Source organism: Streptomyces sp. MST-110588 (assembly GCF_022695595.1).
Lineage (GTDB): Bacteria > Actinomycetota > Actinomycetes > Streptomycetales > Streptomycetaceae > Streptomyces.
Map to the genome: position 1 here is coordinate 5,010,001 of NZ_CP074380.1, position 15,157 is coordinate 5,025,157.

The 15,157-nt window shown below is 69.9% G+C and carries 9 protein-coding genes, 2 rRNA genes and 1 pseudogene (1 of these 12 cut by a window edge); 7 read left to right on the plus strand and 5 right to left on the minus strand.

What is annotated here, in order from left to right; translation table 11 throughout:
• The 3 genes from KGS77_RS21990 to KGS77_RS22000 all read left to right on the plus strand — a co-directional run.
• Positions 1-2,381, plus strand: a 23S ribosomal RNA gene (locus tag KGS77_RS21990) (it extends 740 nt beyond the left edge of the window).
• Between the two features lie 75 nt (positions 2,382-2,456).
• Positions 2,457-2,573: ribosomal RNA gene (rrf, locus tag KGS77_RS21995) — 5S ribosomal RNA — on the plus strand.
• A 121-nt stretch (positions 2,574-2,694) separates the two neighbouring features.
• Positions 2,695-3,228 (plus strand): DUF1648 domain-containing protein, encoded by a 534-nt coding sequence (locus KGS77_RS22000; RefSeq protein WP_242584523.1) that lies wholly within the window; start codon positions 2,695-2,697, stop codon positions 3,226-3,228.
• A 46-nt stretch (positions 3,229-3,274) separates the two neighbouring features.
• Here KGS77_RS22000 and KGS77_RS22005 read toward each other — a convergent pair.
• From KGS77_RS22005 to KGS77_RS22025, 5 genes and pseudogenes are all read right to left on the minus strand, one after another.
• Positions 3,275-4,584 (minus strand): annotated as a pseudogene (locus tag KGS77_RS22005) (DUF58 domain-containing protein).
• A gap of 11 nt (positions 4,585-4,595) precedes the next feature.
• Complete coding sequence (locus KGS77_RS22010; protein WP_242584525.1) at positions 4,596-5,561, minus strand: MoxR family ATPase; 966 nt, start codon at positions 5,559-5,561, stop codon at positions 4,596-4,598.
• Positions 5,542-6,768 carry a DUF4350 domain-containing protein gene (locus tag KGS77_RS22015; RefSeq protein WP_242584527.1) on the minus strand — a complete coding sequence of 409 codons (1,227 nt, stop codon included), beginning with the start codon at positions 6,766-6,768 and terminating at the stop codon, positions 5,542-5,544. The genes KGS77_RS22010 and KGS77_RS22015 overlap by 20 nt, the downstream gene beginning before the upstream one ends.
• Positions 6,765-7,457 carry a DUF4129 domain-containing protein gene (locus KGS77_RS22020; protein WP_242584529.1) on the minus strand — a complete coding sequence of 231 codons (693 nt, stop codon included), beginning with the start codon at positions 7,455-7,457 and terminating at the stop codon, positions 6,765-6,767. Before KGS77_RS22020 ends, KGS77_RS22015 begins: the two co-directional genes overlap by 4 nt.
• A gap of 4 nt (positions 7,458-7,461) precedes the next feature.
• Entirely contained in the window at positions 7,462-8,946 is a 1,485-nt protein-coding gene (locus tag KGS77_RS22025; RefSeq protein ID WP_242584531.1) for a hypothetical protein, read from the minus strand.
• A gap of 152 nt (positions 8,947-9,098) precedes the next feature.
• Here KGS77_RS22025 and mtnA point away from each other — a divergent pair, with 152 nt between their 5' ends.
• From mtnA to KGS77_RS22045, 4 genes are all read left to right on the plus strand, one after another.
• Positions 9,099-10,289, plus strand: a complete 1,191-nt coding sequence (gene mtnA, locus KGS77_RS22030; RefSeq protein ID WP_242584533.1) for an S-methyl-5-thioribose-1-phosphate isomerase — start codon at positions 9,099-9,101, stop codon at positions 10,287-10,289.
• A complete protein-coding gene (gene mtrA / locus KGS77_RS22035) occupies positions 10,286-10,963 on the plus strand; it encodes a two-component system response regulator MtrA (protein WP_242584551.1) in 678 nt (225 codons plus the stop codon). Before mtnA ends, mtrA begins: the two co-directional genes overlap by 4 nt.
• A 70-nt stretch (positions 10,964-11,033) precedes the next feature.
• Positions 11,034-13,232, plus strand: a complete 2,199-nt coding sequence (mtrB, locus tag KGS77_RS22040) for an MtrAB system histidine kinase MtrB (RefSeq protein ID WP_242584595.1) — start codon at positions 11,034-11,036, stop codon at positions 13,230-13,232.
• Between the two features lie 85 nt (positions 13,233-13,317).
• Positions 13,318-15,117 (plus strand): LpqB family beta-propeller domain-containing protein, encoded by a 1,800-nt coding sequence (locus KGS77_RS22045; RefSeq protein ID WP_242587616.1) that lies wholly within the window; start codon positions 13,318-13,320, stop codon positions 15,115-15,117.
• The last annotated feature ends 40 nt before the right edge of the window (positions 15,118-15,157 follow it).

The window sequence follows — 15,157 nt, forward strand, 5'->3', positions numbered from 1 at the left end:
TCCGAAGAGGGCGTTGAGTAGCGTGCCCAAGACCCGAAGCGGAGTGATCTAGCCATGGGCAGGTTGAAGCGGAGGTAAGACTTCGTGGAGGACCGAACCCACCAGGGTTGAAAACCTGGGGGATGACCTGTGGTTAGGGGTGAAAGGCCAATCAAACTCCGTGATAGCTGGTTCTCCCCGAAATGCATTTAGGTGCAGCGTCGTGTGTTTCTTGCCGGAGGTAGAGCACTGGATAGGCGATGGGCCCTACCGGGTTACTGACCTTAGCCAAACTCCGAATGCCGGTAAGTGAGAGCGCGGCAGTGAGACTGTGGGGGATAAGCTCCATGGTCGAGAGGGAAACAGCCCAGAGCATCGACTAAGGCCCCTAAGCGTGTGCTAAGTGGGAAAGGATGTGGAGTCGCAGAGACAACCAGGAGGTTGGCTTAGAAGCAGCCACCCTTGAAAGAGTGCGTAATAGCTCACTGGTCAAGTGATTCCGCGCCGACAATGTAGCGGGGCTCAAGCACACCGCCGAAGTCGTGTCATTGCGGTATTACCCCTAACGGGGATCGTGATGGGTAGGGGAGCGTCGTGTGCCGGGTGAAGCAGCACTGGAAGGTAGTTGTGGACGGTTCACGAGTGAGAATGCAGGCATGAGTAGCGATACACACGTGGGAAACGTGTGCGCCGATTGACTAAGGGTTCCTGGGTCAAGCTGATCTGCCCAGGGTAAGTCGGGACCTAAGGCGAGGCCGACAGGCGTAGTCGATGGACAACCGGTTGATATTCCGGTACCCGCTTTGAAACGCCCAGTATCGAGCCCATTAATGCTAAGGCCGTGAAGCCGCCCTGCGCTCTTCGGAGCAAGGGGAGTGGTGGAGCCGCTGACCCAAGGTGGTAGTAGGTAAGTGATGGGGTGACGCAGGAAGGTAGTCCAGCCCGGGCGGTGGTTGTCCCGGGGTAAGGGTGTAGGCCGTGCGGTAGGCAAATCCGTCGCACGTTAAGGCTGAGACCTGATGCCGAGCCGATTGTGGTGAAGTGGATGATCCTATGCTGTCGAGAAAAGCCTCTAGCGAGTTTCATGGCGGCCCGTACCCTAAACCGACTCAGGTGGTCAGGTAGAGAATACCGAGGCGTTCGGGTGAACTATGGTTAAGGAACTCGGCAAAATGCCCCCGTAACTTCGGGAGAAGGGGGGCCATTGCTGGTGAGGGGTCTTGCATCCTGAGCTGGTGGTGGCCGCAGAGACCAGCGAGAAGCGACTGTTTACTAAAAACACAGGTCCGTGCGAAGCCGTAAGGCGATGTATACGGACTGACGCCTGCCCGGTGCTGGAACGTTAAGGGGACCGGTTAGTGACCTTTCGGGGTTGCGAAGCTGAGAACTTAAGCGCCAGTAAACGGCGGTGGTAACTATAACCATCCTAAGGTAGCGAAATTCCTTGTCGGGTAAGTTCCGACCTGCACGAATGGCGTAACGACTTCTCGACTGTCTCAACCATAGGCCCGGTGAAATTGCACTACGAGTAAAGATGCTCGTTTCGCGCAGCAGGACGGAAAGACCCCGGGACCTTTACTATAGCTTGATATTGGTGTTCGGTTCGGCTTGTGTAGGATAGGTGGGAGACTGTGATCTCGTCACGCCAGTGGCGGGGGAGTCGTTGTTGAAATACCACTCTGGTCGTGCTGGATGTCTAACCTGGGTCCGTGATCCGGATCAGGGACAGTGTCTGGTGGGTAGTTTAACTGGGGCGGTTGCCTCCTAAAGGGTAACGGAGGCGCCCAAAGGTTCCCTCAGCCTGGTTGGCAATCAGGTGTTGAGTGTAAGTGCACAAGGGAGCTTGACTGTGAGACTGACGGGTCGAGCAGGTACGAAAGTAGGGACTAGTGATCCGGCGGTGGCTTGTGGAAGCGCCGTCGCTCAACGGATAAAAGGTACCCCGGGGATAACAGGCTGATCTTCCCCAAGAGTCCATATCGACGGGATGGTTTGGCACCTCGATGTCGGCTCGTCGCATCCTGGGGCTGGAGTCGGTCCCAAGGGTTGGGCTGTTCGCCCATTAAAGCGGTACGCGAGCTGGGTTTAGAACGTCGTGAGACAGTTCGGTCCCTATCCGCTGTGCGCGTAGGAGTCTTGAGAAGGGCTGTCCCTAGTACGAGAGGACCGGGACGGACGGACCTCTGGTGTGCCAGTTGTTCTGCCAAGGGCATGGCTGGTTGGCTACGTTCGGAAAGGATAACCGCTGAAAGCATCTAAGCGGGAAGCCTGCTTCGAGATGAGGGCTCCCACCTCCTTTGAGGGGTTAAGGCTCCCAGTAGACGACTGGGTTGATAGGCCAGATATGGAAGCGCCGTAAGGTGTGGAGTTGACTGGTACTAATAGGCCGAGGGCTTGTCCTCAGTTGCTCGCGTCCACTGTGTAGGTTCTGAAGTAACGAACTCGCCTGTGCTGGCTGGAGTTCATCTTCATAGTGTTTCGGTGGTCATAGCGTTAGGGAAACGCCCGGTTACATTCCGAACCCGGAAGCTAAGCCTTTCAGCGCCGATGGTACTGCAGGGGGGACCCTGTGGGAGAGTAGGACGCCGCCGAACAATAATTCAGCTCCGGTCCCTGAACCTTTGTGGTTCAGGGACCGGAGCTTTTTTGTTTTGGGCTGGACGAGTGGCCTGAAGAGTTCTTTCCGCACGTACGTCCGCGGTAGACGATCAATGCATGGTGTTCACTTCCCCCGTCCGACCGTGGTTGGTTTCCCCCATCATCCTCCTCGTCGCAATGACCGTCTGGGGTGTGCTCCGGTACGCCCATCTGCCGGATCAGATCCCGAAGCACATCGGCACGAGCGGAGTGGATGCCTGGACGGACCGGTCGATCGGCAGTGCGTTCCTGCTGGTCTTTGTGTACGTGGGGGTGACCGTACTGATGGTCGCCTGTGCCGAACTGACCCTGCGCGTGACACCACGCGACGAATTGCGGAGCGCGGCGCCGTTCGCCGGGGGACCATCCTCCTCCCTGGTGAACAGACCGGGCAGCCGCGCCTCGGCACGCCGGGCCGCCCGGGCCGTGCTGCTGCTCAACACGTCAATCGGCGTCTCCCTTCTCGTGGGCTGCGGGATCCTGTGGCGTTCCGCGCCTGATCCGGACATACCCCTGTGGATGTTCGCCGGAATGTTGATCCCGCTCCTTGCCGGCACCGCGGTCACGGTCGTCGTGGCCGTCAAGGACCGCTGCCGGGTGGAGAAACAGTAGATAGTGAGTCCCGGCCGCAGGCTGAGCGGCCTGCTGGACAGGCTTGCTACAGCCTGCCGCCGGCCTTGAGGGACAGGTAGGCATCCGCCAGCTCGGGGGCGAGGCGGGCCGGGGTGGCGTCGATGACGGTGACGCCGTGACGGCGCAGGCGGTCAGCGGTGAGGCGGCGGGCCGCGCGGCTCTGTTCGGCGGCGGCTGCGGCATACACGGCTTCGGGCGTGTGGCGGCCGGCGGCCATTTCCTCGATACGGGGGTCCGCGACGGCGGCGACGAGGACCTCGTTGCGCCGGGTGAGGCCGGGGAGCACGGGCAGCAGCCCCTCTTCGACCGGGGCCGTGTCCAGGCCGGTGAACAGGACGACGAGGCAGCGGCGTGGTGCGGCGCGGTGGATGGCCGAGGCCAGCCCGCGGGCGTCCGCCTCGATGAGTTCCGGTTCCAGCGGGGCGAGCGCGTCGGTCAGCGCGGGAAGCAGGTCGCGGGCCGTGTGTCCCTGGACCGAAGCGCGTACGCGACGGTCGTAGGCGAGGAGGTCCACGCGGTCGCCGGCGCGCGCGGCGAGGGCTGCGAGCAGGAGGGCCGCGTCCATGGAGGCGTCCAGACGAGGTGTGTCGCCGACGCGGCCGGCGGAGGTGCGGCCGGTTTCCAGCACCAGCAGGATGCGGCGGTCGCGCTCGGGCCGCCAGGTGCGTACGGCCACGCTCTGCCGGCGGGCGGTGGCGCGCCAGTCGATGGAACGCGTGTCGTCGCCGGGGCATAGTCGCGCAGGCTGTCGAACTCCGTGCCCTCACCGCGGGTCAGGATGCTGGTGTGTCCGTCCAGTTCGCGCAGGCGGGCCAGCTTGGCGGGCAGGTGCTTGCGGCTGGCGAAGGCGGGCAGGGCGCGCAGGGTCCAGGGGATGTGGTGGCTGCCCTGCCGGGCCGCCAGGCCGAGGGGGCCGTAGGAGCGGACCGTGACGCGGACGGCGCGGTGGTCGCCGCGGCGGGTGGGACGGAGCGCGGTGGTCACGCGGCGGCGTTCCGCGGCCGGGACCCGCAGGGCGTGGCGGGAGGCGGGTACCTCGGTACCGGGGTGGAAGGTGCTGGGCGGCCAGGCGTCGCGGAGGTCGGCACGCAAGGGGCGGCGAGCCGGGTTGGTGATGGTCAGGTGCACCTGGGCCGCCTCGCCGAGTCGAACGCACGTATCACCGGTTCGAGTGAAATGGAGCTTTCGCACTGGTGCGGCAAGGGCGAGATCGCACAAGATTGCTACGAGCAGGGAGAGTTGGACGGTGAGAATGCCGGTCCAGCTCGGGAGCAGCAAGCCGACGAAGAGAGCTCCGAGGGCGGCGAGGAGGGCGGTGCGTCCGGTCAGGGCCACGGTGCGCTCCGTCAGCGGGGGACGGGGAGGTGGGCGAGCACGGCGTTGATGACGGAGTCGGCGGTGACTCCCTCCATCTCGGCTTCGGGGCGGAGCTGGACGCGGTGGCGGAGTGTGGGCAGGGCGAGCGCTTTGACATCGTCGGGAATGACGTAGTCACGGCCGGTCAGCCAGGCCCAGGCGCGGGAAGTGGAGAGCAGTGCGGTGGCGCCTCTGGGTGAGACGCCCAGGGCGAGCGAGGGGGATTCGCGGGTGGCACGACAGATATCGACGATGTAGCCGGTGACTTCGGGAGAGACGGCGGTCTCGCCGACCGCGGCGCGGGCTGCTTCCAGGTCGGCGGGGCCGGCGACGGGGCGCAGGCCGGCGGCGTCGAGGTCGCGCGGGCTGAAGCCTTCGGCGTGCCGGGTGAGGATGTCTATCTCGTGCTGGCGGGTGGGCAGCGGAACCGTCAGCTTCAGCAGGAACCGGTCGAGTTGGGCCTCGGGCAGCGGATAGGTGCCCTCGTACTCGACGGGGTTCTGGGTGGCCGCGACGAGAAAGGGTTCGGGAAGCGGGCGGGGCGTTCCGTCGACGGTGACCTGGCGTTCTTCCATGGCTTCGAGCAGAGACGCCTGGGTCTTGGGGGGAGTGCGGTTGATTTCGTCGGCGAGCAGGAGATTGGTGAAGACCGGGCCGGGCTGAAAGGAGAATTCGGAGCTGCGGGAGTCGTAGACGAGCGAGCCGGTGACGTCGCTGGGCATCAGGTCCGGGGTGAACTGGACGCGCTTGGTGTCGAGTTCCAAGGTCGCGGAGAGGGCGCGTACGAGCAGGGTCTTGGCGACGCCGGGGACGCCTTCGAGCAGGACGTGCCCACGGCAGAGCAGGGCGACGACCAGGCCGGTGACGACCGGGTCCTGGCCGACGACGGCCTTGGCTATCTCGGTGCGCAGATCTTCCAGGGAAGCTCGGGCGCGCTCAGCGGTCGGGGTGCTCACGGGGGACGGGCCTCTCTTGGGACAGGATCGAGCGTTCGAGGTGGTCGAGGTCGTCGGCCAGGCCGACCAGTGCCTTGTCGTCCGCGGGCGCCGGGCCGAAGAGCAGCGCGCGCAGGCCGGGTTGCACGTCAGGGTCCGTGCCCAGGCGGGCGGCGACGGCCGGGAAGAGGACGTCGGGGGTGTGGGCGTGGGCCGGTGCCACACCGGTGAGCAGGGCGATCCGGGTGCGGGTGGCGGCCCGCAGGACGTCGCCCGCGCGGTCGCGGGCCTGCGCCTGTTGGTAGAGGCGCGCGTGGCCCTCGGTCGTCTCGGTGGCGGGGACGGCGACCGGAAGCCGTTCGGGTACCAGCGGGCCGAGACGGCGGGCCCGCCACAGGGCCGCGAGTACGGCGGCGATGGCCAGTTGGAGCAGCCCCCATCGCCAGCCGGAGGGGATCAGATCGAAGAAACCGCGCCGGTCGTCCGGGGTGGAGGCGGGATCGCTGACCGAGGGGAGGTACCAGACCAGATGCTTGTGGGAGCCGAGGAGCTGGAGGGCGAGCGAGGCGTTGCCGTGCTCGGCCAGACGCCGGTTGTAGAGGATGTCCGCGGAGCCGAGGAGCACGGTGTCGTGGCCGGCAGTGGCCGGCAGGCGCAGCAGGGTGGCCATGCCGTCGTCCGGGTAGCAGCGGTCGGCGTGCCGGTCGCCGGTGGAGTAGCGCGGGCCGCCCAGTTCGGCGTCGCCCGCGCGGCGGGCGGCGGGCAGGGCGCAGCCCGGCGCGCGGACCGCGACACCGGTGGGCGCGCCCGTGGTGACGCCGGGGGCGAAGGTGTCCAGGGCGGCGGGGCCGGGGGCGAGCAGGACGGTGCGGCCCGCGGTGTGCCCGGCGGTCGGGCCCAGAGTGGCCAGTTGGCTGGGGGAGAGCAGGTCGGGGTCGGTGATCAGGAGGGTGGAATCCGGCCCGGCAGACGCGGCGGCTTCGCGGGTGGAGGTGACGACCTCGGTGGTGACACCGCGGTCGGCGAGGAGCTTGGCCAGTGCGTGGCTGCCGTAGCGGTCGGCCGAGCGGGGGTCGAGCCGTCCGTGCTGTTCCCCGGACCGCAGGGTCGCCAGCAGGACGCCGCTCATCAGGAGGACGAAGAAGGCGAGCAGCAGCCCGCGGAACCGGGTCCACAGGTGCCGGGCCGTGAGGGAGACGGAGCTGGTGTCCGTGGTGGCCGCGCTCACAGGCCGCCACCCTGGGACGCGGCGGTCAACTGGGGCTTGGTATGCCGCAGGTCGGTGTCCAGGGTGGCCAGGAAGGTGTACTCCTGCTCGGTGCCGGGACGGCCGCCGTATGTGACGTCGTCGAAGGTACGGGCCGCGGTGCGCAGCCGGCCGGCGTGGGCGGGCAGGGTGCGGCCGGCCTCGGCGGCGGCCTCGTCGGCGGTGCGGCCGGGTACGGGAGTCAGCAGCGCGCGTTCCTCCAGGGCGAGGACCAGGGCACGCATCCGTTCCTGGACGGCCTCGGTCCACCGGCCGAGGGCCGCGTGCCGTTCGGCGGCGGCGCGGTGTTCGGCCGCGCTGTGCGGGCGGTCGTCGAAGAGCGTGCCGGCGCTGGTGGTGGCCCGGCGCAGCGCGCCGAGCCGGAGCCGCAGGGCGACGGCGAGGAGTACGGCGACGGCGGCGATGACGAGCAGCCCGACCCAGCCGCCCGGGCTGGTCCCGGCGGCTGCGGCGAAGAGATCGCCGATGCGGCGCCAGATCCACTCCAGGACGCGCTGGAGCAGGTTCGGGTCGTCCTGGTGGTACCGCGGATCGGACAGTTCACGTTCCGCCGCCTCCCGGGCGGGGCCGCGCGGGGTCCCCACCGGTACCTCGTCACCGGAGCGCGCCAAAAGGCGCGCGAGCGCCGACGTCCTCCCCGCCGCCGTCACGGCATCAGCCTCCCGAGGCGGTGCCGTCAGCAGGCCGGCCGACGCCGCCGGCGTCCGCGCCCTGGCCGCCGGCCGCGCCGGTCCCAGCCTCGTAACCGGGCAGTCCGGCGGCGCGGGCGAGTTCGAGGTCGAGGGCCTCGCGGCGGATGCGCTGGTCCATGTAGAGCAGCGCGGTGACACCGGCGCTGATGGGGAAGGTGATGGCCGAGCTGATCACGGCGCCGACCCCCATGCAGATCAGGAAGGTCCAGCCGGTGGTGCTGCTGTCCCCGTTCGCCCAGGCCGCCAGGTCCTCGCCGCCCAGGAGGTAGGCGACGATCGTGGCGGGGATCTGGACGATCAGGTTGACCACGGCGATCAGCAGGTAGGCCAGGAGCTGGACGCCGAGCACCCGCCACCAGGAGCCGCGTACGAGCTTGGCGGAGCGGCGCATCGAGGTCAGGACGCCCTGCTTCTCCAGCATCAGGGCCGGTGCGGCCAGGCTGAAGCGCACCCAGAGCCAGGTCACCACGGCAACGGCGGCCAGCCCCCCGATCGCGGCGAGAGAGACGCCCGCCATGGGCGAGGCGGTGACGGCCAGGATGACGCCGGGAGCCATACCGGCGGCCATGACCGCCGTCGCGATCACGGGAAGCAGCAGGAGGAGCCCGAGGAGCCGGGGAAGCTGGGCGCGGGAATCCTGCCAGGCTTCACGGGCGGTCACCTGACGGCCCAGGACGGCCCGGCTGACAACGATGGTGAGCAGCCCGGTGACGACCAGGGTGCTGAGCAGTCCGATCAGCGAGCTGACGCCCGCGCTGCCCAGGGCGTTGCCCAGGGTGTGGGCGGCGTCCCGGAACGACACGTCGGCGTTCTGTTCCAGGGTGACCGTGCTCGTTTCGGGGAACCACAGGCCGGAGACGAGGGTGACCGCGGTCTGCGAGAGAACCGCGACGGCCAGGGATATGCCGAGCACGGTGCGCCAGTGGGCGCGCATGGTGGACACCGCGCCGTCCAGTATCTCGCCGACGCCGAGCGGACGCAGCGGGATGACACCGGGCTTGGCGGCGGGCGGCGGGGCCCAGCCGCCCCAGCCGGCAGGCCCGTACCAGCCCGCCGGGCCGCCCGGGGCGCCCTGCTGGTGGGGTCCGCCCAGGCCGCTCTGCGCGCGGGACCGGTCGCCCGGACCGGGCGTGCCCGCTGCGGCGGACGGGCCGGGGCCGCTGGTTCCGCCGTCGTCCGTGCCGCCTGCGGGCGCGGACCACTGTCCGGCGGGAGGCCGGTCCTTGGACCACTGCGGCGGTATCTGCCGCCCGGCGGAACCGTGCTGATCCGCGGGCTCCTGCTGATCCGCCGTCTCGGGACGATCTGCGGTCTCAGGCCGGTCCGCTGTCTCGGGAGGTTCCGTGGCGCCGGACCCGCTCGTGGGGTGTGGCTGCTCCTTGGTGCCGCGGTCCGGCTCGTCGGAAGGGGAGGATCCGGGCGAGGCCCAGCCCGGAGAGTTGTTCATCGTCGCTCCTTCATGCTGCCCGTCCGCCTGCGCGGCCGGGGTCCGGGGTCCGCGGTGCCAGTCATCGTGTCATGGCGCGGGGGATGCCGTCCTTGGGCCCTTACCCGAAGAAGACCTTCTGCTCCACGTGCTGTCGGCGGCAGACTGGGCGGATGGCCGATCGGTACGAGGTATCTGTGGCGGGCGTCGCCGAGGCACCCGCAGTTCCGACACTGCGATGGGAGGAGCCGCCGGAGGGACCCGTACTGGTCCTTCTCGATCAGACGCGACTGCCCGCGGAGGAGGTCGAGCTCTTCTGTACGGATGTGCCGGCCCTGGTCCAGGCGATCCGGAGCCTGGCCGTCCGTGGGGCCCCGCTGCTGGGCATCGCCGGGGCGTACGGCGTCGCACTGGCCGCCGCCCGGGGGTATGACGTGGCCGAGGCGGCCGAGGCGCTGGCGCACGCCCGGCCGACGGCGGTCAATCTGGCGTACGGCGTACGACGGGCCGCCGGGGCGTACCGCGAAGCGCTCGACGGCCCCGGCGGGAACGGGCCGGGAGCCGTGGAGCGGGCCGCGGCGGCGGCGCTGGCCGAGGCCCGGGCGGTGCACCAGGAGGACGCGTGGGCCAGCGCGCGGATGGCGGAGCACGGTCTGGGGCTGCTGGACGAGCTGCTGCCGGGCGGCGGCCACCGGATACTCACCCACTGCAACACCGGCGCGCTGGTGTCCGGCGGTGAGGGGACCGCCCTGGCGGTGATCCTGGCGGCGCACCGTGCGGGACGGCTGCGCCGGCTGTGGGTGGACGAGACCAGGCCGCTGCTGCAAGGAGCCCGGCTGACCGCTTACGAGGCGGCGCGGGCGGGCATGGCCTACACGGTGCTGGCGGACGGTGCGGCGGGGTCGCTGTTCGCGGCGGGTGAGGTGGACGCGGTGCTGATCGGCGCGGACCGGGTGACGGCGGACGGGTCCGTCGCCAACAAGGTCGGCAGCTATCCGCTGGCGGTGCTGGCCCGCTATCACCACATTCCGTTCGTGGTGGTGGCGCCGACGAGCACGGTGGATCTCGGTACGGCGGAGGGAGCACTGATCGAGGTGGAGCAGCGGCCGGGACACGAAGTGACGGAATTCCCATTTCCGTTCGTCCCGGGGTTCGGGACCGAGCCCGGAATCGGGACCGCGGTGGCCCCGCTGGGCGCGCAGGCCTACAACCCGGCCTTCGACGTCACGCCGCCGGAGCTGGTGACGGCTCTGGTGACCGAAGCCGGGGTGGTGTCTCCGGTGACCCGGGAGGGCGTGGCGAAGCTGTGTTCCACATCACGATTGGGAAAGTCACGATCAGGTAATGGGATGATGGCCGAATGAAGGGACGCGTCCTGGTCGTCGACGACGACACCGCACTGGCAGAGATGCTCGGCATCGTGCTGCGCGGCGAAGGCTTTGAACCGTCGTTCGTGTCGGACGGCGACAAGGCTCTCGCCGCCTTCCGCGAGACCAAGCCCGACCTGGTCCTGCTCGACCTCATGCTGCCCGGCAGGGACGGCATCGAGGTGTGCCGGCTGATCCGGGCCGAGTCGGGCGTGCCGGTGGTCATGCTCACCGCCAAGAGCGACACCGTCGACGTGGTGGTCGGGCTTGAGTCGGGCGCGGACGACTACATCGTCAAGCCGTTCAAGCCCAAGGAGCTGGTGGCCCGGATCCGGGCGCGGCTGCGGCGCTCGGAGGAGCCGACGCCCGAGCAACTGGCGATCGGTGACCTGGTCATCGATGTGGCAGGGCACTCCGTCAAGCGGGACGGCCAGTCGATCGCGCTGACGCCGCTGGAGTTCGATCTGCTGGTGGCGCTGGCCCGTAAGCCGTGGCAGGTCTTCACCCGTGAGGTGCTGCTCGAACAGGTGTGGGGCTACCGGCATGCTGCGGACACCCGGCTGGTCAACGTCCATGTGCAGCGGCTGCGCTCGAAGGTCGAGCGGGACCCGGAGCGGCCGGAGATCGTGGTGACGGTGCGGGGCGTCGGTTACAAGGCCGGACCAAGCTGACATGACCCGGGACGACGGTGTGGCCCCGGAGGAAAACAGACGGGGGCGGGCCGTCGGCACGGCGGGTGAAATGTCTAACTCCGGACGGTTTATCGATCGGTGGTCCGGCCGCCTGCTGCGCGGCGGGCAACTGCTGCCCGACGGCGCGGCGAGCGGCCCGGTCCACCCCCTGCTCAGGCTCTTCGGCCGCTGGGTGCGCCGTCCGCTGCTGCCCGCACTGCGGCTGTGGCGGCGCAACATCCAGCTCCGGGTGGTCGCGACCACGCTTTTGATGTCCCTGGCCGTGGTGCTGCTGCTGGGCTTCGTGGTCATCGGGCAGGTGCGCAACGGTCTGCTGGAAGCCAAGCGGCAGGCGGCGCAGAGCCAGGCCGCGGGCGGATTCGGCGTCGCCCAGAAGATGGCCGACGGCGCCGGGGACGTACGGACCGACGACAGCGGGCGGACCGGCAACCGGGGCACGCAGGACTCCGCCACCTGGCTGACCAGCCTGGTGGAGCAGCTCGCCAGCGGTGGCCAGGGCGTCTTCTCCGTCGTGGTGCTCAGCTCCGGATCCGCCGCGGAGGAGCCCTTCGGCGACGGCAGCCCGGCCACCCGGGGCCCGCGGGCCTCCGGGGACGTCGACCCCGAGCGCAGCGTCCCCGCCGAGCTGCGCCGGGAGCTGGACAGCAAGGCCGGGACGTACCGCCAGTACACCCAGATCAAGCGCATCGGGTCGGACGAGGGCGAGCCCGCGCTCGTCATCGGCAAGCGCCTCAACGACGCCAACAGCAACCCGTACCAGCTCTACTACCTCTTCCCCTTCAGCCAGGAGGAGAAGTCCCTGAAGCTGGTGAAGGGCACGCTGGCGACGGCCGGGGTGTTCGTGGTGATCCTGCTCGGCGCGATCGCCTGGCTCGTGGTGCGCCAGGTCGTCACGCCCGTACGGATGGCCGCCGGGATCTCCGAGCGGCTGGCCGCCGGGCTCCTCCAGGAACGCATGAAGGTCACCGGCGAGGACGACATCGCCCGGCTCGGCGAGTCCTTCAACAAGATGGCACAGAACCTCCAGGTCAAGATCCAGCAGCTTGAGGAGCTGTCCCGGATGCAGCGCCGCTTCGTCTCCGACGTCTCGCACGAACTGCGGACGCCGCTGACGACCGTACGGATGGCCGCGGAGGTCATCCACGACGCGCGCGAGGACTTCGATCCGGTCACCGCGCGCTCCGCCGAACTGCTCAACGGACAGCTCGACCGCTTCGAGTCGCTCCTCGCCGACCTGCTGGAGATCAGCCGGTTCGACGCGGGCGCGGCGGCGCTGGAGGCCGAGCCGATCGACCTGCGGGACGTGGTCAACCGCGTCATCGAGGGCGCCGAACCGCTGGCCGAGCGCAAGGGCAGCCGGATCGTGGTACGCGGCGCCGAGCGGCCCGTCGTCGCCGAGGCCGACGCCCGGCGCGTGGAGCGCGTGCTGCGCAACCTCGTCGTCAACGCCGTGGAACACGGCGAGGGCCGGAACGTCGTGGTGCGGCTGGCGTCCGCCGGCGGCAAGAACGGCGGGGCGGTGGCGGTCGCGGTGCGCGACTACGGCGTCGGGCTCAAGCCCGGCGAGGCCACCCGCGTCTTCAACCGTTTCTGGCGCGCGGACCCCGCTCGGGCCCGCACCACCGGCGGTACGGGTCTGGGCCTGTCGATCGCGGTCGAGGACGCCCGGCTGCACGGCGGCTGGCTCCAGGCGTGGGGCGAGCCGGGCGGCGGCTCGCAGTTCAGGCTGACGCTGCCGTGTGTGGCCGGTGAGGCGCTGCGCGGCTCGCCGATACCGCTCGAACCGGAGGACTCGCGGCGCAACCGCGCGCTGGGGGGCGCCGGCCGGCCGCGCGGCACGGTCCGCAAGAGCTCCACGATTCCGGCCCAGAGCCGTGCGCCGGAGCAGCGCGGCGCGGCCCGCCCCGAGGCCGACCCGGCGGCCCTGCCCGGCAGCGGCGCCCGGGTGGTCGGCCCGACGGACGGCACGCCACGCGGTGACGTACGGGATGGCGTGCGAAGCAACGGCGTACGGGGCGATGGCGTGCGAAGCAACGGTGCACGGGGCGATGGCGTCCGGGGCAACGGCGTACGAGGTGACGGCGCGCGAGGCAGCGGCGTACGGAGCGACGGCGCGCCGACCGACGGCGTACACGTACCGGTCGATGGTGTCCGCGTACGGGATGACGAGGTGGACGGACGGAACGGTGGCGTGCCGGTGAGCAGGACGCCGGACGCGAACCGGGGGGATGAGCTGGGTGGCCGCTGAAGACGGACGCGAGGAGGCTGGGGTGCGCACCGGCGGCGCGGGCGCGCGGCGGCGCCCTGTCCACGCCCGCGCGCGCACCCGCCGTATCGCGCTGCTGAGCTGCGGCGCGCTGCTGCTGGCGGGCTGTGCGTCGATGCCGGACAGCGGCGAGGTGCAGGCGGTCGACCAGTCACCGCGCGCGGACGCCGACTCACAGGTACGGGTCTACGGCGTACCGCCGCAGGACGGCGCCCAGCCGACCGAGATCGTCAGCGGCTTCCTCGACGCGACGACCAGCGACGAGGTGGACTTCCGTACGGCGAGCCAGTACCTGGCCAAGTCGGCGAAGCGCAGATGGCAGCCGTTCGCGGCGACCAGTGTGCTCCAGGAACGCCCGAAGGCCGAGCCCAAGGGGCCGGCCAACCGTGAGGACCCCAACGGCTACACGGTCACGCTCTCCGGCAGCCAGGTCGCCACCGTGGACCGCAGCCACACCTACACGCCGCAGGAGAAGGCGTACAAGCAGAGCGTCCACCTGACCAAGGAGCGCGGCCAGTGGCGCATCGACCGGCTGCCGGACGGGCTGGTGCTCGGGCAATCCGACTTCCGGCGCATCTACCGTTCGGTCAACAAGTACTACTTCGCCAACTACAAGTCGGAGGCCCAGGAGCCCAAGGCGGGCCGTAACGTCCTGGTCGCCGACCCCGTCTACCTGCGCCAGCGGATAGACCCGGTCACCGCCAGCGTGCAGGCGCTCCTGGAGGGCCCCACGGACTGGCTCGACCAGGTGACCGCCACCGCCTTCCCGACCGGCACCCGCCTCAAGAGCCGCGCGCTGTCGCTGGACGACTCCAACGCCCTGAAGGTGCGTCTGAACAAGCAGGCGGCGCGGGCCGACGCCGGGCAGTGCCGGCGGATGGCGGCGCAGCTCTTCTTCACCGTCCAGGACATGACCCGGGCGTCCAAGATCAGCGAGGTGCAGCTCCAGGACGAGCACGGCGAGGAGCTGTGCGTCCTGACGCAAGGGCAGGCCGGGGCCTCCTTCGCCCCGTACCGGCGGGTGGGCCGGCCCGCCCAGGAGTACTTCATCGACGCCGGTCAGAAGGTCGTCAGCATGTCCGACACGGCCACGGACCCGCTGCCCGTACCGGGACCGTTCGGCCGTGGCAAGACCCCGCTGCGCTCGGTGGCGATCTCCCGCGGCGAGGACACCGCGGCCGGGGTCACCAGCGACGGCAGGTCGTTGTACGTGGCCGCGCTGGAGGACGGCGCCCAGCGCGGTCCCGCCCGGCTGACGAGCGCGGGCGGCGGCAAGGGCCCCGACGACGGGCTCACCGCGCCGAGCTGGGACGGACTGGGCGACCTGTGGATCGCCGACCGGGACCAGCGGGGCTCGCGCCTGCTGCGGCTGCGGGAGGGGCAGGGCGACCCCGAGCAGGTCGCGGTGCCGGGGCTGCACGGCCGGCGGATCAAGGCGATCAAGGTGGCCGCCGACGGCATACGGATCGCCGTACTGGTGGAGGACAAGGGCCGTACGACACTTCAGCTCGGCCGCGTGGAGCGGGGCGGCACGGCCCGTCACCCGGTGCTGGCCGTGGAGGAACTGCGCCCCATCGCCCCTCAACTGGAGGACGTGGTGGCCGCTTCCTGGGCGGGCGGCAGCCGGCTGGTGGTGGTCGGCAGGGAGTCCGGCGGCGTACAGCAGATGCAGTTCATGGAGACGGACGGTTCGGCGTCCAACGTGCAGACGGTGCCCGGCGTCAACGGGGTCAAGGCGGTGGCGGCGTCGGAGGACGACACCAGGCCGCTGCTCGCGGACGCGGAGGAGGGCATCGTGCGACTGCCTTCTGACGCGAACTGGAAGACGGTGGCGAAGGAGGGACAGGCCCCGGTCTACCCGGGATGAGGTTCCCCGGGCCCCGCCCCGCGCCCTTCCGTACGGCGGC